The sequence below is a fragment of the Solibacillus isronensis genome (genome assembly GCF_023715405.1).
GTDB classification, from domain to species: Bacteria; Bacillota; Bacilli; order Bacillales_A; family Planococcaceae; genus Solibacillus; species Solibacillus isronensis_B.
Genome location: NZ_JAMBOC010000001.1, coordinates 1,692,724 through 1,714,991 on the forward strand (window position 1 = coordinate 1,692,724; position 22,268 = coordinate 1,714,991).

18 protein-coding genes are annotated in these 22,268 nt (G+C 39.0%); all 18 read right to left on the reverse strand.

All coding sequences use genetic code 11. The annotated features are described in order from the left end of the window. Positions 1 to 359: 359 nt before the first annotated feature. Positions 360 to 1,241, reverse strand: a complete 882-nt coding sequence (galU, locus tag M3166_RS08660) for a UTP--glucose-1-phosphate uridylyltransferase GalU (protein ID WP_251689210.1) — start codon at positions 1,239 to 1,241, stop codon at positions 360 to 362. Positions 1,242 to 1,296: 55 nt separating this feature from the next. Next, the gene (locus tag M3166_RS08665) at positions 1,297 to 3,141 is read right to left on the reverse strand and encodes a polysaccharide biosynthesis protein (RefSeq protein ID WP_251689212.1); all 1,845 of its coding nucleotides are present in this window, start codon (positions 3,139 to 3,141) and stop codon (positions 1,297 to 1,299) included. Between the two features lie 31 nt (positions 3,142 to 3,172). After that, on the reverse strand, positions 3,173 to 3,937 hold the full coding sequence (locus M3166_RS08670) for a tyrosine-protein phosphatase (RefSeq protein WP_251689214.1): 765 nt from the start codon (positions 3,935 to 3,937) through the stop codon (positions 3,173 to 3,175). A gap of 45 nt (positions 3,938 to 3,982) precedes the next feature. Continuing rightward, entirely contained in the window at positions 3,983 to 4,696 is a 714-nt protein-coding gene (locus M3166_RS08675) for a CpsD/CapB family tyrosine-protein kinase (RefSeq protein ID WP_251689216.1), read from the reverse strand. 4 nt (positions 4,697 to 4,700) lie between these two features. Continuing rightward, entirely contained in the window at positions 4,701 to 5,465 is a 765-nt protein-coding gene (locus M3166_RS08680) for a YveK family protein (RefSeq protein ID WP_251689218.1), read from the reverse strand. A 212-nt stretch (positions 5,466 to 5,677) separates the two neighbouring features. Continuing rightward, the gene (locus M3166_RS08685; RefSeq protein WP_251689220.1) at positions 5,678 to 6,505 is read right to left on the reverse strand and encodes a hypothetical protein; all 828 of its coding nucleotides are present in this window, start codon (positions 6,503 to 6,505) and stop codon (positions 5,678 to 5,680) included. A gap of 155 nt (positions 6,506 to 6,660) precedes the next feature. Then, positions 6,661 to 8,430 carry an S-layer homology domain-containing protein gene (locus M3166_RS08690; protein ID WP_251689222.1) on the reverse strand — a complete coding sequence of 590 codons (1,770 nt, stop codon included), beginning with the start codon at positions 8,428 to 8,430 and terminating at the stop codon, positions 6,661 to 6,663. A gap of 449 nt (positions 8,431 to 8,879) precedes the next feature. Next, positions 8,880 to 10,433 carry a ribonuclease Y gene (gene rny / locus M3166_RS08695; RefSeq protein ID WP_079525364.1) on the reverse strand — a complete coding sequence of 518 codons (1,554 nt, stop codon included), beginning with the start codon at positions 10,431 to 10,433 and terminating at the stop codon, positions 8,880 to 8,882. Positions 10,434 to 11,164: 731 nt separating this feature from the next. Continuing rightward, a complete protein-coding gene (recA, locus tag M3166_RS08700) occupies positions 11,165 to 12,235 on the reverse strand; it encodes a recombinase RecA (protein WP_285848808.1) in 1,071 nt (356 codons plus the stop codon). A 166-nt stretch (positions 12,236 to 12,401) separates the two neighbouring features. After that, the gene (locus M3166_RS08705; RefSeq protein WP_251689224.1) at positions 12,402 to 13,661 is read right to left on the reverse strand and encodes a competence/damage-inducible protein A; all 1,260 of its coding nucleotides are present in this window, start codon (positions 13,659 to 13,661) and stop codon (positions 12,402 to 12,404) included. Positions 13,662 to 13,939: 278 nt separating this feature from the next. Further along, positions 13,940 to 14,518 carry a CDP-diacylglycerol--glycerol-3-phosphate 3-phosphatidyltransferase gene (pgsA, locus tag M3166_RS08710; RefSeq protein ID WP_008403198.1) on the reverse strand — a complete coding sequence of 193 codons (579 nt, stop codon included), beginning with the start codon at positions 14,516 to 14,518 and terminating at the stop codon, positions 13,940 to 13,942. 46 nt (positions 14,519 to 14,564) lie between these two features. Further along, the gene (locus M3166_RS08715; protein ID WP_340717699.1) at positions 14,565 to 15,467 is read right to left on the reverse strand and encodes a helix-turn-helix domain-containing protein; all 903 of its coding nucleotides are present in this window, start codon (positions 15,465 to 15,467) and stop codon (positions 14,565 to 14,567) included. Between the two features lie 48 nt (positions 15,468 to 15,515). After that, a complete protein-coding gene (locus M3166_RS08720) occupies positions 15,516 to 16,304 on the reverse strand; it encodes a DUF3388 domain-containing protein (protein WP_251689227.1) in 789 nt (262 codons plus the stop codon). Positions 16,305 to 16,767: 463 nt separating this feature from the next. Next, positions 16,768 to 17,025: a DUF3243 domain-containing protein gene (locus M3166_RS08725; protein ID WP_079525348.1), complete on the reverse strand. Its 258-nt coding sequence runs from the start codon at positions 17,023 to 17,025 to the stop codon at positions 16,768 to 16,770. 47 nt (positions 17,026 to 17,072) lie between these two features. Then, on the reverse strand, positions 17,073 to 17,801 hold the full coding sequence (gene ymfI, locus M3166_RS08730) for an elongation factor P 5-aminopentanone reductase (RefSeq protein WP_251689230.1): 729 nt from the start codon (positions 17,799 to 17,801) through the stop codon (positions 17,073 to 17,075). Next, on the reverse strand, positions 17,798 to 19,102 hold the full coding sequence (gene yfmH, locus M3166_RS08735; RefSeq protein WP_251689232.1) for an EF-P 5-aminopentanol modification-associated protein YfmH: 1,305 nt from the start codon (positions 19,100 to 19,102) through the stop codon (positions 17,798 to 17,800). Before yfmH ends, ymfI begins: the two co-directional genes overlap by 4 nt. Before the next feature lie 3 nt (positions 19,103 to 19,105). Next, entirely contained in the window at positions 19,106 to 20,368 is a 1,263-nt protein-coding gene (gene yfmF / locus M3166_RS08740; RefSeq protein WP_251689234.1) for an EF-P 5-aminopentanol modification-associated protein YfmF, read from the reverse strand. 939 nt (positions 20,369 to 21,307) lie between these two features. Continuing rightward, a complete protein-coding gene (locus tag M3166_RS08745; RefSeq protein ID WP_251689236.1) occupies positions 21,308 to 22,267 on the reverse strand; it encodes an ABC transporter permease in 960 nt (319 codons plus the stop codon). Position 22,268 lies beyond the last annotated feature (1 nt).

The following is a 22,268-nucleotide window of genomic DNA, read 5'->3' on the forward strand; positions in this document are numbered from 1 at the left end:
TTGGGCGTCCTCCTTCATAATCACTTCTAATAATATCAGTTAAAACACATTAGAGAAGAACAAAATAATTTTTCCTTTTATTCCTTATTACAATAATGTTTTCTTAACCATCTAAGTAGTTTATTTTAAATTGTCGTTTTTCATGATTATGGAAATTAAAACTTCGTCACTTTAACCTACTTGCCAATTCTAACATTCCCTGACTAAATTATTTACAATAAAATTCGAGCATCTAACCTAACTTTCCCATCTTGACAAAAAGCATTTAAGGTGGCACATGACACGCCACCCACAGCATAATCAAGTACCTTCAATGATAGAGATAAGAAGACATCACCTGACAGCAAATACGTTAGAACTTAACTTTTTACATTACTCTTTTTCACTATCTCTTCTAGATATTCTAATAAATCAGCCTTGATTTCTTCATTCTGTAAGGCAAACTCAATCGTTGTCGTAATAAACCCTAACTTCTCCCCGACATCATAGCGTACACCGTCGAAATCATACGCATAAACTTTTTGGCTTTCATTCAGTTTTTGAATGGCATCGGTCAGTTGAATCTCTCCACCCGCACCAGTTTCTTGCGTTTCTAAAAATTCAAAAATTTCAGGTGTTAATACATAGCGGCCCATAATTGCCAAATTTGATGGTGCAGTACCTTGAGCCGGTTTTTCAACAAAATTGCTCACTTCATAGCATCTGCCTTTTGAAGAAATCGGATCAATAATCCCGTAGCGTTTTGTTTCTTCATCTGACACTGTTTGAACACCGATTACTGAAGAACCTGTTGTATTATACTGTTCGATTAACTGTTTTGTACACGGTTTATCCGCACTTACAATATCATCACCTAGTAAGACAGCAAACGGCTCGTCCCCGATAAAGTTTCGTGCACACCATACTGCATGACCTAATCCTTTTGGTTCTTTCTGACGGATATAATGGATTTCTACTTTTGAAGATTGATTAATTTTCTCCAGAATATCCAGTTTACCTTTGCTAATTAGATTTTCTTCTAATTCAAAATTACGGTCAAAATGATCTTCAATTGCTCTTTTACCTTTACCTGTTACGATGATAATATCTTCAATACCTGATGCGATTGCTTCTTCGACGATGTATTCAATAGTCGGTCTATCGACAATCGGCAGCATTTCTTTTGGCATTGCTTTTGTAGCTGGTAAAAAACGTGTTCCAAGTCCGGCTGCTGGTATAATTGCTTTTTTCACTTTTTTCATTTATAGACACCCTTTCCGATTGCGAATATAATCTATGTTTTAACTAGGATTTAACTTATTCAGTTGCAGCTACATCCATATGCAAATCAGTAATTACTTCCCAATGGCCATTTGCTACAGCAATTACTTTTTCTTTTAATTGGGGATTATCCTGCTGTTCAAGCTCTGATAAAAACATTGCCAGTTGCTTTGGCGACATACAGTTTGCCTTCCCAACATGAATTTTCGGATATACATGCTCTTCTTGTATTTCATTTGGACTAAGCAGTTCCTCATACATTTTTTCACCTGGTCGGATACCTGAATATTCGATGCTGATTTCATCTTCTTTAAACCCGGATAATCGAATCAAATTTTTCGCCAAATCTGTAATGTATACAGGTTCACCCATATCAAGTACAAACACTTCCCCACCGCGGGCCAAGGCCCCTGCCTGTAATACTAGGCGGCTTGCTTCTGGTATTGTCATGAAATAACGTGTCATCTCCGGATGCGTTACGGTAACCGGGCCGCCTGCAGCAATTTGTGCTTTAAAGCGAGGTACTACTGAACCGCGTGATCCTAAAACATTTCCGAACCTTACTGCTGCGAATGTCGTCTTACTTTGTGTAGCCAAGTTTTGAACAACCATTTCTGCGATTCGTTTTGTAGACCCCATTACATTCGGTGGATTAACAGCTTTATCTGTTGACACCAATACAAAGCGGTCGACACCGGCTTTATGTGCAGCATCCGCAACATTTTTAGTACCGAACACATTATTTTTTATCGCTTCCAATGGATTGGCTTCCATGAGCGGAACATGTTTATGCGCTGCCGCATGATAAATTGCATTAGGTTTATAGTTTTGAATTACTTCAAAAATGCGATCTCTATCTTGTACATCAGCAATAATAGGCATTATCTCAATATCTAAATCTTTATATTGTTCCGTTAGCTCCATGTGAATTAAATAAATGGAATTTTCCCCATGACCAAGTAATAATAATTTTTTCGGTTGGAATTTCATCACTTGTCGGCAAATTTCCGATCCAATCGAACCACCTGCACCAGTTACTAAGATAACTTTATCGGTAATTCCTTCAGAAATTGCTAACATGTCGAGCTTCACTTCATCACGGCCAAGCAGGTCTTCAATATTGACTTCCTGCATGTCGTTCACTGTCACTTTACCTGTCAGTACATCTTCAATTTTCGGCATAATTTTTACGCTTGCACTAGTAGTTGAACAGCGCTCGAACAGTGCTTTCATTTCACTTTTAGGTAAAGATGGAACAGCTAAAATAATTTCTTGAACACCTTTACTTTCAACAATTTTTTCAATTTCACTTGTGGTACCTAGTACTCGGTAATCTACTAATGTTAAATATTTTTTATTTGGATCATCATCAACAAAACCGACAATTTGATATTCAGTAAATTCATTGCGGCTAATATTGCGTGCAAGAATCGTACCGGCCTGGCCGGCACCTACGATTAACACACGAATTGCTTCACCATCAAATTTTATTTTTCTTTTTTCGTGTAAAAGCCTTAATAAAAAGCGAGAACCGCCGATCATAATAATATGGAGCAGCCATGTGATCATCAGTACACGGAAATAAATGTCTCCATTAATGAGCTGCTGCATAATCATCGCCATCACTACGGAAATTGTTACAGCAACTCCGATAATGATCAGTTCTCTAATTGAGGCAACCGCCCAGATACGACTGTATAGCTTATAAATATTAGCGACAATATGATGTGCGATTAGTAGCGTAATCGCACTGATAAATAATGTTTTGTTCGTATATACACTAACTGTCGGGTGCAGCAGCCAATAACTAATATATATCGCCGTTAATACAATGATAGAATCGAGTATAAAAAATACTGCGTATCTTCTACGATAGTTCATTCTTCCCATAACCTTTCTATATGCTATTTCTTCAGAAAATAGACCACCATTTTTTAGAACTTATTTCCTGAGGTTCATATAAGATAAAATTCTTATTTTCAATGATCCTTGCATTATTTTCTAAAAGCATATCCACTGCATCTAACTGTTTCTTTTTTTCCAAATATATAAGCCCTTCATCAAATAAAAATGGGCGAGTTGTCAAGTTATGCACATCTGAACCATACGTATGGACCAGATTCGCTTTCACTAAATCTAGCGATAGCTTTTGAATGTTTTTTCCGAAATGCCCCGCAAGACTTCCGCCAGTAATTTGTGCCCTTGCGCCTTCCCTTACTAGCTCTTCCAGCTTATATGGTCGTTCGGCAATTGTTTTATTCCGTTCGGGATGTGCAATTATCGGCGTAATCCCCTTCGCTTGAAGGGTGATAATCAGTTCTTTTGTATATTTCGGTATTGTGCTGGATGGTAGTTCAAGCAGCAAATAATTGGAGTTTGCGAGAGTCAAAGCTTCCTTAGCCTCTACTAAAGAGACAATGTTTTCGACTAAACGGACTTCTTGACCTGGATGGATTTTTAATGGAATATTATTGAGCTGAAGCTGTTCCTGTAAAACAGCCATCTGCTCGGTTACTTGTTTAGCTGTAACATTGTATTGTGGATGAAAACTATGTGAAGTTGAAATGATTTCTGTAATGCCTTCGTCTACGGCTTTTTGTAGCATACTTAGTGTTTCATATAAATCTCCGGGTCCGTCATCGACTCCAAACAATATATGGCTATGTATATCTATCAATGTAATGCCCCTCTTCTAGATGTTAGTTTCGAGGGGCTAAGTTTATTATTCTACAGCCCCGTAATATTGATAATAATAGTGATTTTTATCGATTGCGTAATTATTCAATACCGCTCCGATAATGTTTGCTTTTGAAGCTAGCAGCATTTCTTTCGCTTTTATCACATTATCTTTCTCTGCTTTTCCTGAATTGATAACTAATATCGTACCTTCGCATTTATTCGATAGAATTTGCGCATCCGTTACAGATAATACAGGCGGTGCATCGAAAATGACCATATCGTATTTTTCTTTAACCGCTTCAATAAACTGGTCCATCGTTTTTGAAGCTATCAGTTCAGCAGGATTTGGCGGAATCGGACCGCTCGTTATTAGTGAAAGGCCTTCGATCTGCGTTTCATTTACTACTTCCTCGACCGTATGCTGGCGTATTAAAACCGTTGATAAACCACTGGCATTTCTTACTCCAAATGTATGATGAGTAGTCGGTTTACGCATATCCCCGTCAACTAAGAGCACTTTCTTCCCGGATTGTGCATATACAACAGCAATATTCGAAGCATTTGTCGACTTTCCCTCTCCCGGTGTGGATGACGTGACGACAAGTGTTTTTAAATCTTTGTCCGGCATCGAGAAGTTAATATTCGTACGAACTGTTTTAAATTGCTCTGATACAATCGATTTAGGATTAGAATCGGTTATAAGCTTTCTCGCTAATGTAGTTGGCTGTGATTTTTTGCGTTTAAACTTGTTGAACATATCCTCACACCCTCACTTTTCGGTCAATTAATGTTTTTTTTTGTTTTCGGTGTCTAGAAGCTCTTCTTGCTTCCTCTTTTCGCATTTCTTCTGGATTTATTATACTAATAACCCCAATAATTGGCAATCCTATTATTTCTTCCACGTCTTGTTCTGTTTTCACTGTTGTATCAAGGTATTCTAGTAAAAAGGCTAAACCTACCCCTACCATTAATCCAATTACAAGTGCAATCGCGACATTCAGCATTTTATTTGGCTTGATCGGTGTCGGATTATCCGAATATTGTGCTGGAGCCAGTATATTAACGTTATCGATATTCATCAGTTTTGGAACTTCTTCTTTAAATACTTCTACAACCTGGTTGGCCATATCGGCTGCCACATTATAGTTTTCATCCTGTACACTTACATTTAATACTTGCGAGTTATTCGCATTTGTTACTGAAATCTTTGAAGCCAATTGTCCAGGAGTTAACGGCAAGTCCAAGTTTTCTACTACAATGGATAAAATCGCTGGACTTTTAATAATTTCATTGTATGTATTAATTAATTGTAAGTTGGATTGAATATCTTGTGATGTCATTTGCTGTGTCATGTCTTCTTTTTTTTGATTGACCAGTACTTGTGTGTTTGCCTGATAAATAGGCGTCAGTAAAAAGTAGCTAACAATTGCTGCTACAATCCCTGCAAAAATAGTAAGCGAAAGAATAAGAGCAGCCCGCTTTTTTAATGTCTTGAATATATCTTGTAAGCTTATTGTCTCTTCCAAAAGTGTTACGCTCCTTTATAATAACTTCTAAGATTATACATGAGTTGCTACCATTATTACATAGGATCCTCATATAATTGATAAATATTTGATAAACGCAGTATATTTGACATTTTTGTAAATAAATATAGATATTTGTAATGATAAGGTAATTAGCTATTGAATTATAAAAGGTTTGCAAAACGCTTATACGTACTGCAAACCTTTAAAGGCTAACGGAAGCTTAGTGCTTTGTCCATCATTTCAGAACGCAGAGATTCTTTCATTGCATTGTAATCTTCCTTAAAGCTCTGAGCATAGGATTTATCAAAACCATTTTTTTGCAGGTCTTTTTCCACTAAACCTACTACTACATTTACAGTAGAATCAGTAGCAGATTCGATTCCATTTGCTGCACCCATATATTTTTTATAGAAATATCCGTAACTGATTGATTCACCATTACTCTTTTTCGTCGAGTATTCATTCGCTGCCTGACTGATCAATGAATTGATACGAGCTCGGGATTGGTTTTCCAGACTTTTAAAAGTTCCCTCGTATTTCGATTTAATCGACGCAACTGTTACTTTTTCAGCTGGTTGATTTGATCCGCCTGTGTTCGTGTTTGTACTCGGGTTTGCGTTTGAATTTGATCCTGTTGTACCTGTATTCGAACTAGAATTTGAGCTAGCAGATGTTCCAGTTTGTCCGGAATTCGAATTTGACGAACTATTTCCGTTATTCGTAGTACCGGTTTCTGTACCTTTTTCATCGTCTTGTGTAGAGTCAGAATTTTCATTGGTACTAGAAGTTTGAGCTGATGCAGTTGTCACGCCGTTGTTTTGGGAATCCAATGTTTTGTTTTCGACAATATTTCCTTCTTTATCGACAACAATTACCGTTCCATCCGGCAATTCGACATTATATGTCTCTTCGATTAAAGCATCTACTTCAGGATCTGCTGTGTCATAGGACTTGAATTTCAATTCGTAAACAATATATCCACCAATACATAACACAATCACTGCCAGAGCAATAAATATATACTTCAGCTTTTTCATCAGTTGTAGGCTCCTTTGCAGTTTTTTGGCTTATCCTTAATCTAAAGGATAACGACCGGTACCTTATTACCCCTTATTTTCAATTATAAACCAAATCCCTTTTTTTAATGAAATTCCCCAGAACTTTCGCTCTAGGGAACTTTTGAATGCTTATATTATTTTGTTAAAATAATTTTTACTGGAGTTGAAGTACGATCTTTAAAGTTTAAAGAAATTGTACCATCGTATGCATCACCAGTTAATGCATCCCAAATCGGATCATTAGCTCCTAAATCTAATACATCGCCAGCTTCTTCTTCAAGACCAAGTGCAATTGCTAAACGAAGTGCAATAGCATCTAAATCTATTGGGTCATTTTCAGTATAATCTTTCCCGCCAATTGAAACAGAGTCCAATACTGCAGTAGTACCTAAACCAGTGAATTTAGAAATAACATCACTAGATACCTTAGCTAACTGAGATTTATTGATACTTGGTGAAGTAGTAATTGTTACGGTGCTACCATCCGAAACAATACTATTAACACCATCAACTTTTAGACTGTTTAATGTTGAATTTAAGTCCTTGATATAATCTTGTTTTTGTTTCTCTGTAATTACTGGCGGATTAGAACCGCCATCGCCGCCTCCAACTGGTGGTGTTACTGGAGGAGTTACTGGTGGCGTTACAACTGTACCATCAGATTCTACTACTTTAACATTCGCTAATTGAGATTTTACTGCTTCATAGTTTGTAATAACATCTGCTAAAGTTTTGCCCTTTTCAAGAACTACAGTAGTAAGGGTTGTACCTTCACCGATTGTAATTTTGCCGTCGCCTTTTACTTCAAGTGTAGTAACAGCTGTATTATTTAATGTTACAGCTGCATCATCAGCAACTACTAAATTAGCAATCTCACCGCCAGAAATTGTTACAGCGCTGTTTGCTGGAACCTCAAGATTATCAGCTTTAACATTTACTAATGTAAGTGATTTAGCTGCTGCTTCAATTTTAGCAATCTTGAAACCTTTTGGATTAAAGCTTGTATTGTCTTTTACTAATTTTAACGTTTTGATGCCTACGATTTTACCTTTACCTTTTGCAAATACTGGTGTTGTAGATGCTACTGTTTCAGGTGCGTATTCAACAACAAGTGTTACAACAGAATCTTGTAATGCTGCAGCGTTGTCTGCATTAAATACAGCTGCTAATTCTGTTGAAACTTCGAAATCTTCATTTCCAATTTTCACTGTGTTCCCTACTACTGAACCTACAGTAAATACGCCTTCTTCAACTGTTGGTGTTCCTGGTGCTGGTGTAGCTGCTGCTTTTTCAGCGCGTACTACGAAAGATGATAATTGAGCGCGTGTTACATTTGATTTTGCATCAAAGAACGTTGGTGTTTTACCAGTTGTTACGTTGTTAGCATATAATGCAGCAATATGTTCTTTATATTGAGAATTTTGAACGTCTGTAAATGGAAGCGCTTCGCCATTTGAAGCTAATTTAAATGCGTTGTCAATAATTTTAGCCATTTGACCGCGTGTAAGCATATCGTTCGCACGGTATGTACCGTCTTCGAAACCGTTAATAATGCCCGCATTTGCTAATGCTGCAATTGCACCGTAGTTTGAGTTTTTCGTAGAAATATCTTTGAAGTTAGGGTTTTTAACGTTTGTAGTGTCTAGACCGATGATTTCTGCAATAATGTGTGCTGCGTTACCGCGTTTGATTGAATCTCCCGGACGGAATGTACCGTCTTCATAACCGCGGATAATACCGCGCTCCGCTAGATTCATGATGTTTTCATAGTGCGAGTTTGTTTCTTTTACGTCTTTGAAGCTGATTGCCGCCTGCGCTTGTGGTGCTACTGCTACAACTGCACCAGCTGCTAGAGTGGTAGTTAATGCTACATTGAACAATTTTTTATAAGATTGTTTTTTCATGTATAAACCTCCATTTTTTTATCAAGATATGCCGATTATATCATAGCGATTTGAAAGGTGGAAATATTTGCACAATTTTCTTTTTAAATAATAATATAATACTATTTATAATACTTTAAAATAATTTAATTACAATAAAAATTTAGCATTTAAATAGCATTAAGAAATATTTTATAAGAATAAATCACTATGTAACGAACTGACTAATTGTACAATTAGAATGAAGAAATTGGACGCATTTTACATATCTAAGGAAAATCTCCGCTTAATTAACCAACTCTTCGTCTAAATTGGGCACATCACCACTTCTATATTTACTAAATTTACCATAATAAAACGATATTCTTGAAACCCTCTAAGAGACACAAAAAGACACCCCTTTCCCTCATAGAGGAAATTGGGTGTCTTTTATTCTAAAGTTTAAGGATTTTCAATTGTTAGTAAGTTAATTACTTCGCATACTCCACTGAACGTGTTTCGCGAATAACTGTCACTTTGATGTGACCTGGGTAATCGAGTTCTTCTTCAATACGTTTGCGGATATCTCGCGCTAAACGATGTGATGCCAGATCATCGATTTTTTCAGGTTGTACGATGATACGTACTTCACGGCCTGCTTGGATCGCGAATGATTTTTCAACGCCGTCATAGCTTTCTGAGATTTCTTCCAGCTTTTCAAGGCGGCGAATATAGTTTTCCAGTGTTTCACTGCGGGCACCTGGGCGGGCTGCTGATAATGCATCGGCTGCTGCTACAAGTACGGCGATAACTGAAGTTGCTTCTGTGTCACCATGGTGGGATGCAATCGAGTTAATAACAACTGGGTGTTCTTTATACTTCGTTGCCAGTTCCACACCGATTTCAACGTGGCTTCCTTCGACTTCATGGTCAATTGCTTTGCCGATATCATGCAGTAAACCTGCACGACGCGCCAATGTCACATCTTCGCCTAGTTCAGCAGCAAGTAATCCTGCTAAGTGGGCTACTTCGATTGAGTGTTTCAATACATTTTGACCATAGCTTGTACGATACTTCATACGACCAAGGATTTTCATTAAATCCGGATGCAGGTTATGAATACCTACTTCAAATGTTGTTTGCTCACCAGTTTCGCGAATTTGTTCATCCACTTCACGGCGGGATTTTTCAACCATTTCTTCGATACGTGCCGGGTGAATACGACCATCTTGAACTAGTTTTTCCAATGCAAGACGTGCTGTTTCACGGCGGATCGGATCAAAGCCGGATAAAATAACTGCTTCAGGTGTATCATCAATAATTAAATCGATACCTGTAAGCGTTTCTAATGTACGGATGTTACGGCCTTCACGACCAATAATACGGCCTTTCATCTCATCATTCGGCAGATTTACAACGGACACTGTTGTTTCTGCAACATGGTCAGCTGCAAAGCGTTGTAATGCAAGTGATAAAATTTCTCGAGCCTTTTTGTCTGATTCTTCTTTTGCACGCAATTCCGATTCTTTCGTCATTACAGCGATATCTGTAGAAAGTTCGTTTTCAACTTCCTTCAAGATAACCTCTTTCGCTTCTTCGCGCGTCAGAGCTGCAATGCGCTCAAGCTCAGTTTTTTGACTTGCAACAAGTTGTTCTACTTTGCTTTCCATCTGTTCAATATGCTGTTGTCTGCTAGCTAGAGCTTCTTCTTTACGCTCTAAGCTTATCTCTCTTTTGTTCAGAGTATCATCTTTGCGGTCAAGGTTTTCTTCTCTTTGCAATAAACGGTTCTCTTGTTTCTGAAGCTCTCCACGACGGTCACGAATGTCATTTTCCGCTTCAGTTCGAAATTTGTGAGTTTCATCCTTTGCTTCAAGCAGTGCTTCCTTTTTAAGTGCATCTGCTTCACGTTTCGCGTCTTCCACGATTTGCTCGGCAACATGCTTTGCACCAGTCACTTTTGATTCATTCACGTTTTTCATGTAGAAATAGATAACAGCGACACCGACAGCGAATCCTAGCAAAGCAGGGAGTATCATTTCCATATCGTTTCCCTCCTATGCCTATATATGTCTGATGTTCTCTTAGTTGGCACAATATATCTGAATTGTTCAAACATACCGCCTATTCATTTCAAAATTTAGAAATTATACATTTTAATTGTATAGTTCAAAATAAGGTATGTCAAGAATAGCCATGGTTTAAGGGGTCTTTTATATTTTTTGGTTGAGTTGGTTTGGTGGTGGTGATAGGGTTTAGTGTATCCTAAAATTTTCTAAATAAGGTTTGGTGTTATTATAGAGAGCTTGTGGGCCCTGCGGTTTAGTATAACCTAATTTTACCAAAATATATCCAGCTGAGGCACTGCTGGCGGCCGGAAGTTCTAATAAATCTTAAAATGTTCTAATATATTTTTATATGTTCTAATAAACTTTTGATTTCTTAATATATCCAGCACTTCTTCTAATAAGTGTTCAAGATCTTTAAATATCCTCTTCAAATCTTCTAATATCAGGCGGAGATTTTTTAATATCGTAAAATTTGTTCTAATAAAAGTTCCCGCTGTACTTTTTCACCGGTGTACTCTAACAAAATTCAATCAAAAGGGGCCAAGTCAGTCCGATCTTCTAATATCTGCTCCTAATCTTCTAATATCAAGTAGAATTCTTCTAATAAATCCTAAATTTGTTCTAATATAATCCCAGGCACACCCCATCCGCATGTTTCCCCCAACAAAACAAAACCCAAGCAAATTACTCCGCTTGGGTCTGTAACATTATTCTTTTTCGTCTTCGAATAATTCTAGTTCGTCCAGTTCTTCTTCGCCTGTTGTATCATTGGCGCCGATTGTGTAGCCTAGTTCGCCGATACCGAAGTGTTGACGGATTTTTTCTGTTACTTCTTCTCTCATTGCAGGATTTTCTTTGAAGAATTGTTTTACATTTTCACGACCTTGGCCGATTCGTTCGCTGTTGTAAGAATACCAAGAACCGCTCTTCTGGATGATGTCCAGTTCTGCACCGATGTCGACGATTTCGCCTTCTTTTGAAATCCCTTCACCGTACATAATATCAACTTCCGCTGTACGGAATGGTGGTGCTACTTTATTTTTCACGACTTTGATTTTCGTTTTGTTACCGATAATTTCTGTACCTTGCTTAATCGCTTCACCGCGACGTACTTCTAAACGGATAGAAGAGTAGAATTTAAGGGCACGTCCACCTGTTGTTGTTTCCGGGTTACCGAACATAACACCGATTTTTTCACGAACTTGGTTGATGAAAATAGCAAGCGTATTCGATTTGTTAATAACACCTGATAATTTACGTAATGCCTGAGACATTAAACGCGCTTGAAGACCCATGTGCGAGTCACCCATTTCGCCTTCGATCTCTGCTTTTGGTACTAATGCTGCTACAGAGTCGATTACGATAATATCAATCGCACCAGAACGTACTAATGCTTCCGCGATTTCAAGTGCTTGTTCACCTGTATCCGGCTGTGATAATAATAATTCGTCAATATTAACACCTAATTTTTGTGCATATACCGGGTCAAGTGCGTGCTCAGCATCGATAAACGCTGCCGTACCGCCGTTTGCCTGAATTTCTGCGATGGCATGTAATGTAACTGTTGTTTTACCAGATGATTCCGGTCCGTAAACTTCTACAATACGTCCGCGCGGGTAGCCGCCTATACCTAATGCTGCATCAATTGCGATAGAGCCTGATGAAGTTGTCTCCATATGACGGTTTGAGTTTTCACCCAGTTTCATGACAGAACCTTTACCGAATTGTTTTTCTATTTGTTTTAACGCCATATCTAATGCTGCTTTACGATCGCTCAAACTATTTCCTCCTTAAGAAAAAGCTTTATTTAACTTATGTCTCTATTATACTTGCTAATGAGATAACATTCAAGAAAAAAGCGAACATATTTTCGCCTTTTATTTGAATGTTTCTAAATGCCTTTAAATCAGTGATCAAATCGCCTTTATCAAAAGAAACCGACAATTAAATCAGCTTTTTGTACCCTTGATTCGCCAATTCCCTCATTAAATAGCTGAACGTAAACTTCACCGCGCGGATCCGGTTTGTATTTCTTGAGCCGGTTAATTGCAGTCGGTACGTTAATGGCTCTGTGTCACCGATCTTGATACCGACCCAGATCGATCCTGCAGGCTGTCCGTCATGATCGCCCGGTCCAGCTGCACCTGTCAGTCCAACTCCGATATCTGTCCCGAACTTTTCTCGGACTTGCGTCGCCATTGCCGCAGCACATTCACTGCTGACGATTCCGTATTCATCAAGCAGTTCACCGGAAATACCGAGATGTTTGATTTTCGCTTCTTTCGTATATGTTACGACACCGCCGATTAATGCAGATCCGACTCCCGGAACTTCTGCCAGCTCCGACTGGAACAGACCGGCCGTTAAACTTTCGGCAGCGGAAACCGTTAACTCATTCTCCAGAAGCATTTGTACAAGCTTGAAGCCTAATGATTCATCATTTACACCGTAATAGTATTCTCCGACAATATCGAGAATTTCACGTTTCTTCAATTCAATAAGACGGAAAGCCTGTGGTTCATTTTGAGCTTTTGCCGTAATACGCAATGTTACCTCACCGTCTGAAGCAAGCGGGGCAACAGTTGGATTTGTTTGTTCATCCAAAATATGCTGTATGCGGGTTTCCAGATCTGCTTCACCGATACCGTAAAAGCGCAGTACATGCGATAAAATAACCCCACCGTCATGCAGAAGTGCCGCCAATTTTGGCTTTGTTTCATATTGAAACATCGGCTCAAGTTCTTTTGGCGGACCCGGCAGTAAAATATAAATAAGGTCATTTTCCTCTAAAAACATCCCCGGTGCCATACCGTGCTGGTTTAATAATACATCACAGCCATCCAGTACAAGCGCCTGTTTCCGGTTGTTTTCCGTCATTGGTCGTCTTTGCTTTGAGAAGAACTCTTCAATTGCAAACAGCGCCGTTTCATCAAACACTAACGTACGATTCAAATGTTTCGCAATTGCTTCTTTCGTTAAATCATCCTTCGTCGGACCTAAACCACCTGAGAAGATAATTACATCCGCGCGCTGTTCCGCAATTTTAATTGCCTCTAGAAGCCGCGCCTCGTTATCTCCCACAACTGTATGATAATACACATTAATGCCAAGTTCCGAAAGCTGGCTCGAAATAAATTTCGCGTTCGTGTTGGCGATTTGTCCTAATAATAATTCTGATCCTACCGCTATAATTTCTGCATTCATTCCTAAAACCCCCTATAGATCAATTTCGCCTTGGCGTAATGGAGTCCAGATTTTTTGAGTATACGCTCTAGCGTATACTCAAAAGTACCTTTAGAAAATCTGTGACATCTGCCAGAGGCTTTTTTTACAGCAGTTGTTTTGGCAACTGCTGTAAAAATAAAGAAAAACTAGATTAGAAAAACATTCCTCGCGTTCACGAGTCTTGTTCTATCTTTTATGGATACTTATTACTATTACCTATCCTAAAAGAAATTCTAACCTAGTTTTAGAAATTTTATTTATTTTGAATCCAATAATGCACGACGGTTTATATAGAAATAATCCCATCCAGACCATACTGTAAAGAACAATGCTACATAAAGCATAATCATATCAAAAGGTATGCCAACTAATGTAAAAATCGTATTGTGTAAAATTAATGCAGAAATCGCCACGATTTGGGCCCAAGTTTTAATTTTACCAAGCTGGTTCGCCGCTACGACTTCCCCTTGTCCTGCTAAAATCAGTCGAAGTCCCGTTACCGCGAACTCACGCGAAATAATGATAATGACAATCCAGGCAGGTGCCAGGTCGATTTCCACCAATAAAATAAAGGCAGCAGAAACGAGCAGCTTGTCTGCAAGCGGGTCCAAAAACTTCCCTAAGTTCGTCACTAAATTATATTTGCGGGCATAGTAGCCATCTACCCAGTCCGTTGCCGAAGCGAAAATAAAAATCAGTGCCCCAACAAAATAGTTCACTTGCATTTCCGCGCCAAACAGCGTCATATTTCCCCAACCGAAATCAAACATCATTACAATCACAAATAGTGGGATTAATAAAATGCGCGAGACTGTAATCTTATTTGGAATGTTCATTTGTTAACACCTTTCGTCTAAAGAAAAGAGCCATCTTTTAAGATGACTACTCTCCTTGTCCTTCATTCACTAATTTTAAAATGATATTTTGCGTCATACGATCTTGTGCGTATGTCAATTCTACATCATTTACATATACTTTAGCCACTTTTGAATTCCCCAAACGGATTCTTGCATAGCCATCTGCAGTTGAATCATTTTCTACGATATCTCCAGCTTTATAAACTGTTGCATTCACTTGCTCCTGCTGTTGTTCATTTCGGATACCAACCCATGTTTCACCTGATACTTCAATACGGACATTTAAGCTGTCTGTACCTGATACTTCAAATGTTGAATCTTCGCCTTGTACAACACCTTCACTGATTGTTTGAGCTACTTCAGGCTCGTCTGTGACAGGTTCTTCAGGCTCAACATTTTCTTCAGTGTCATCTTCTGTGTTTTCTTCGTTGTCTTCAACAGGTTTTGTTGGTGTTGAATTCGGATTTTGTTCGTATTCGATCGGTTCAATCTCCTCTTCTCCTCCATCCGGCGTACTGCCCGTTTTTTGGAAGTATAGAGTTGTAATAACGATAATAATGACAATCGCAAACAATGCAACGATCAATTTCGGCATTGCTTCCATCATCTTATTGCTCGATGTCGCTTTCATATTACGGCGACTCGGACTTTGTGTGAATGATTGGGCGACTTCTTCTTTTTGCATTTCCGGAATATCTTTTCGATACTCAGTTAATACTTCATCCGCATCTAATCCAACTGCTTCGGCATACTGCTTAATGAAGGCACGTACATAGAAAGAACCAGGCATAATTGTATAGTTGCCTTCTTCGATTCCTATTAGATAACGTTTTTGGATTTTCGTGATATTTTGCAAATCATCTAGACTATAACCTCTAGCTAATCTCGCCTCTTTCAAGCGAGCTCCTAGTTCCGTCAAAAAAAACACCTACTTTTAATATATTCAAATAAAGATGGCACTAAGCCCTCTTATTTACTAAAAACCAAACCCGCCAAAATGGTCTGTACTCGATAACATATTATTCTTTTCGATAATTTCATATGTTATTTCCTCATTCGGTTCATGGCGCAATTCGATAATATAGTCAAAATCTTCTATTTTATATGATGAATGCTGTACGAACAGATCTGGATGCTCAATGACTTTAATCGTCGGCATACCCATGATTTCCCGAACTAACTGCTGGTGGCGTTCATCCGTCGAGCGACGTGTCACGGCACCATCCAATATAAAAATATTATTCCCATTAAACTCATCACCCATTAACGCATTGCGGACAGTTTGTTTAATCATAGTAGAAGAGATGAAAATCCATTTTTTATTCGCGCACACGCTTGCAGCAACGATTGATTCTGTTTTTCCTACACGCGGCATTCCACGGATCCCAATTAATTTATGCCCTTCCTTTTTAAATAATTCGGCCATAAAATCAACTAAAATTCCTAATTCGTCACGTACGAACCGGAATGTATTTTTTTCATCCGCATCTTTCGGTATATAATGCCCATGCCGAACAGCCAATCGATCACGCAGCTTTGGCTCACGAAATCTTGTTACATTAATATTTTCCATTGTTGAGACGATTGAAATAAAACGCTGGATAGATTCTTCATTCTCTGTAGATAACAGCATTCCTCGATGCTCCTCATCCACACCGTTAATCGAGACAATATTAACGCGAAGCATTCCTAACAGCGATGCAATATCTCCTAATAAACCTGGTCGATTCACTTGAATTTCATATTCAAAATACCATTCGCCCATTTTGTATCTGTCCCCTCATAATAGAAACGTATTTATTTCTTACAAGTTCCATCATAGCGGATTTTCTACCTATTGAAAAGTTAGAAAGCCACGTTTTTGTTAGTTTTCTTGAAATAATTTTTGAAAAAACACGTTCTAGAAGTATCAATGTTGGACAATCGTGCATTTACAGTTGGAGATTGGTACTAATAGAAAATCATGCAAGGAAAATTTGTTTAAAAGAAGGGGGATTTATTAGACATTCTTATTAAGTGTTAATCCTCAATATGTATGGAATAATCGTCAACTTTATTGAAATAATCGCCACTTTTTATGTAGAGTAAATTTATTCTCCACTTCTATAGAGATATTCGTCAGTTTTGACCATTTAATCGTCAACTTAAGGTGCTTATTCGCCACTTTCGCATCCATAAAAAAATGCCGCTCACTAATGCAGTGAGTGACATTTTTTCCGTAAAACTAATTAGTGTGTTGTTTTGTTTTGAACGAGCTTCATAATGCAGCTTGCAATCGCTTGCTTTTCGTCCTTTTCGGCAACAGACCATAAATCCGATAATACGCGCTCTTGCTCGTTTTGTGGGTCAACGTTTTTCGCAAGATACTCGCCAATCTGAACTGCGGCTTTCTCAATCATTTTATTAGGCATGCCGCTTTCTTTTGCATCAGATACTTGTTTACCTAAGAAGCTTGTCCATTGTTCCCAGTTTTGTAATAGTCCCATTTGCTTTCCCTCCTCTCGCACAAATAGTATGTGCGGATATCGGGAAATTATATGTACCAGCCGCCATTAACTCGAATTATTTGTCCTGTTACATAATCAGCGCGTCCGCTCAAATAAAAAGCCGCCATATTCGCAATATCAAGCGCTTCGCCAAATGATTGCAAAGGGATTTGGCTTTCGATCATTTCGCGCTCCTCTGCATCAAACTTTGCGTTCATTTTTGTATTGATAATTCCAGGTGCAATCGCGTTAACGCGAATACCGCTAAATGCCGCTTCCTGAGAGTACGCTTTCACGAAGCTGTGCTGGGCGCCTTTTACAGCGGAGTAGGCTACTTCTCCAGCTGCACCGACATCACCCCAAATCGAACCAATGACAAGCACATAGCTGACTTTGTTCGTTCGTAATTTGCCCGCAAGCAGCGCCGTCGTCCGCATCGGATTTTGTACATGGACGTGCCAAAGTTTCGTCATTTCCTCGGCTGGTGTGTTTTCCAGTAAATCATAGAATGCATGGCCGTTCGCATAAACGATCGCCTGTAATGAAAAAATTTGGGCGGCAATTTGCTCCGCCCCGGTGTCACTGCTGAAATCGGCTTTTACCGGGATAAACTCCTGATCCGGAAAGTTCTCGGTAAACACTTGAAGCATACTGTCAATGACAGTATGCCCAGTATGATAATGCAGATAGAGTGACCAGCCATCCTGTGCTAACTGCTGGCAAATTGCTTGCCCAATCGCACCGGAAGCACCGCAAACTAATGCAAACTTCTTCATTTTTGATCGCGCCCGCTAACTGGCATAATTGTAAACACCGTTTGTTGCTCTTCACCTTGAATTGTTTTAAACGCTTTTTCGATATCTTCCACAGTAATTGTCTCCAGGACCGGTACAACGTCGAATAAATTCATATCGTTGAATTTGTAACGTGTAAACTGGTTGGCGATAAATTCGATGGAATTCAGTGCACGCAGGAAGAAACCGATTTTTTTACGTTTAATACGTTCTACATCTTCAGAAGTAAATAAGTTTCCTTGCTCTGATTCTGCCAACTTTTCTTTAATCAATTTGGCAAGCTGTTCCGGCTGTTCCGAATCCGAGCCGATCAGTGCAAATCCATAGCCGTTTTCCAATGAGAAATCATAGCCGTATGATTCATCGATTAAGCCGTTTTCATACACATCTGTATAGAATGATGAAGCGCGGCCGAATAAACATTCAACACCAATTTGTACAGCAAGCTCATGCTTCAGCATTTCTTCGCCGCTTAAACCAACTTGCTTCGCTTTTAATCCAACATACACTTTTGGCTTTTGCACATCCATATGAAGCACGCGCTCTTTTTCCGCTACATTTGTTGGTTCTTCATCAAATAAGCGTTTTAAGTCTGTCGGCTCCTGGAATGTCTTTTTGTTTTGGTTATCTTCAATAAATGCCATCATTTCAACAGGGTCTACTGCACCAATTACGAACAATAGCATGTTTGATGGGTGGTAAAACGTGTTGTAGCACGTATATAAATGCTCGGCTGTAATTCCGTCAATTGAATCGATCGTGCCGGCAATATCAATTTTCACCGGGTGGTTATGGTACATATTTTCAATCGCACCAAAATATAAACGCCAATCCGGCTGATCATCGTACATCGTAATTTCCTGTCCGATAATGCCTTTTTCCTTATTCACCGTTTCTTCCGTGAAGTACGGCTCCTGTACGAAATTCAGTAATGTTTCAGTACTTTTATAAATATGGTCCGTTGCAGAGAACAAGTACGCTGTGCGGGTAAATGATGTGAATGCATTTGCCTGCGCGCCCACTTCACTGAACTTTTGGAATACATCCCCGTCTTCTTTTTCGAACATTTTATGCTCTAAAAAGTGGGCAATCCCGTCCGGAACTGTAATCGGCTCTGTTTCTCCGATAGGTACGAATGTACGGTCAATCGAACCATACTTCGTTGTAAATGTCACAAATGTTTTTGAAAAACCTTTTTTCGGCAAAATGTATACGTCTAATCCATTGTTTAGTTGCTTGTAATATAATGTTTCATCTAGTTGCTGGAATTCAATTGTTTCCATGGATTACTCCCCCTTACCGCATAAGAAATACGTTGCTTCTAATTTAATATCCTGTGCCACTTTTTGCACATCTTCTTTTGACACAGATTGCCAGCGTGCAGTCCACGTATCCATAGTAAACGGTTCGTCTAATACTTTGTATTGGTCAAAAATTTCAATTTGGCCACGAGGTGAATCCAATGCTTCTTTTAACTGGTTAATAAGCATTGCCTTCGTTTGCGCCAATTCCAAATCGGTAATTTCACCATTTTGCATTACTTTTAATTGTTCGGCAATTAATTTGCGTGCCTTTTCTTCATTTGCCGGCTCAATACCTGACACGACAAACAGTAATCCGTATTGTGAAGAATAGGAGCTTGATGCATAATAAGCTAAACTTTCTTTTTCACGGACATTCATAAACAGTTTTGAATGGGCATAACCGCCAAAGATTCCGTTGAAAATTTGCATTTTAGGGAAATCTTCATCGCCGAATCGTACTGGTGTCGAGTAGCCGATATGCAGTTTCCCTTGTTTCATATCCTGCGTTTCTTTCGTATATGGTTCGACATTTGCAGGAGCAGTATTTTCTTGTGTCTTTTGTAGTACATTGCGGTCTGCAAATGGAAATGCTGCTTTTAACTTTTCGGTCATTTCTTCTACATTAATATCACCGACAACGTAAATATCAATGACATCATTTGCTAGCATATCTTCATATGTTTTTGTCAATGATTGTGGTGTAATTGCTTTTACGGCTTCGATATTACCGTTTGCAGAAATTGAGGCTGCACTGTTTGGACGGATAATTTCTGTTAAACGTTTTTGTGCGTAGCGTGACTTGTCATCGAAAATTGATTGGATTCGTTGGATAACCATTTCCTTTTCACGGTTGACAATTGATTCTTTAAATACACCGTTTTCGAAGTTCGGTTTGAAGATCGCTTCCTGGATCAGGTCGATTGCTTCATTTAATACATTGCCATGCGATAAATATTGGTCGTTTACTGTTTCGACATTTAATAATACTGTATGTTCCTGACCGCGCTTTGCCGTGTCAAAGTACAATACTGTGCCGAACAGGTCATCTAAATAGCTGCGGTAACTTGCCGATGTTGGAAATTTTTCGTTGCTGTGCTGCAGGACATTCGATAATACTGTACGCTGTGCCGCTGTTTCTTCATTTAATGGCGCTCTCCATTTAATCGAAAAGTTCACCGTTTTGAATTGGGCGGTTTGTCGTATATGAAGCGAAACACCTTTCGCAATTTCTGTTGTTAAAAACAAAAAAACTCCTCCTGACTACCTCGTGAATATAAATATAAATGCTTCTTCTCTACTATACATGTGTTGCCTTGATTTGTGCAAAGTTATTATCCGTACTAAGTATTCCCTAACTCGTGACATTTATGAATGAAAATTGTGAACGAGTGAAAATAAAAAATATTTCTTTTTCAAATAAAATTTCTTTACGCTTTCTGCGTTTCTTAATGGGGGCCGTTGTGCTGCGTTGCGGGGCACGCTTTCCTGGGGGCGTGGCTCCAACTAACTTGATGTATGCCTCTACGGCGCCATACATCAAGTGGATTTTCCGCGCACGCTTAATCCCAAAGGAGTCGGCCCCTCCACTCCGCACAACTATGGTTTTGTATGAAGTTTGGGCTGCTTATTTAATTTGAGGCAAGGTACGGTGAATTTTATTCCCTTCAAAGTTCACGCTTTAACGCAACTTGGCTAATAAAAACGAATTTTCTACTTTACGGTCTACCTATTCTACTTTTCTTTGAATAGTTTCCACTTTAGCCATAAAACTTTCTACTTCTCCCTCTATACGTTCCACTTTTTCCAGCCAATTAGCTAATAAGTTCAACGCTTTCTACTATCCTGGATATTTGTTCTACTTTTTCCTAAATAGTTTCCATTTTAGTCGCAAAACTTTCTACTTTTCTTTGAATAGTTTCTACATTAGCCGGAGAACTTTCTACTTCCTCTTCAACAGGTTCTACTTTCACCCGTAACTCGGCTAATAAATTCCACGCTTTCTACTTTACCGGCGAATCGTTCTACTTTACATAAACAGTTTCCACTTTAGCCTGAAAACATTCTACTTCACCTTCAAGATGTTCTACTTCCCTCCGCAACTCGGTTAATAAATCAACGCCCTCCCACTCAATCAACACCAAAAAACCGCCTGTACAAATCCACTTTGTACAGACGGTTCTATAATTAGCGTTTTCCTTTGATGTATGGAACGCCTGATGCTTTTGGTGCTACTGCTTTTCCTACGAAGCCTGCTAATGCCAGGATTGTCAGGACGTATGGCAGGACTTGCAGGATTACTGGTGGGATCTGCTGAATGTATGGGATGTTCCCGCCACCGATACTTAATGTTTGTGCCAAGCCGAAGAATAGTGCGGCACCTAATGTTCCGATCGGATGCCATTTACCGAAGATCATTGCGGCGATGGCGATGAAACCTTGTCCGGCTACTGTTGATGCAGAGAAATCACTTGATGATGTCATCGCTAATGATGCACCACCGACACCTGCTAACGCACCGGAAATCATAACGCCGATATAACGCATTTTCGCTACGTTAATACCCATTGTATCTGCTGCCATTGGATGTTCCCCAACTGCGCGGATACGTAAACCGAATGGCATTTTGTAAAGTACGAACCATGCACCGATTGCCACAATGAACGCGATAATCGTTGTTGAATACACGTTGTGGAACAGCAATGGTCCTAAAAACGGTATATCGGATAAATACGGTATTTCAAAACGTTGTAATGGTGCTTGAACCATATCTGTTTGACCTTTACCGTAAATCAGTTTTACTAAGAAAACTGTAATGGCTGCAGCTAGCATGTTTAGTGCAACACCTGTTACCGTTTGGTCTGCACGGAATGTTACTGCTGCGATCGCAATGATTAGCGAGAAAATTGCTCCTGCTAATAATGAAGCAAGTAACGCAAGCCAAATTACATTTCTGCCAAAATCATCATAGTATTCTAAGTTGATATAAATACCTGTAAATGCACCGACAATCATTAACCCTTCAACACCAAGACCGATTACCCCTGCACGCTCCGAGAATAGAGCCCCGATACCTGTTAAAATAAGCGGTGTTGCGTATAAAAGGGCAGAAGGGACGATAAAGTATAACACTTCTAAAAAGCTCATG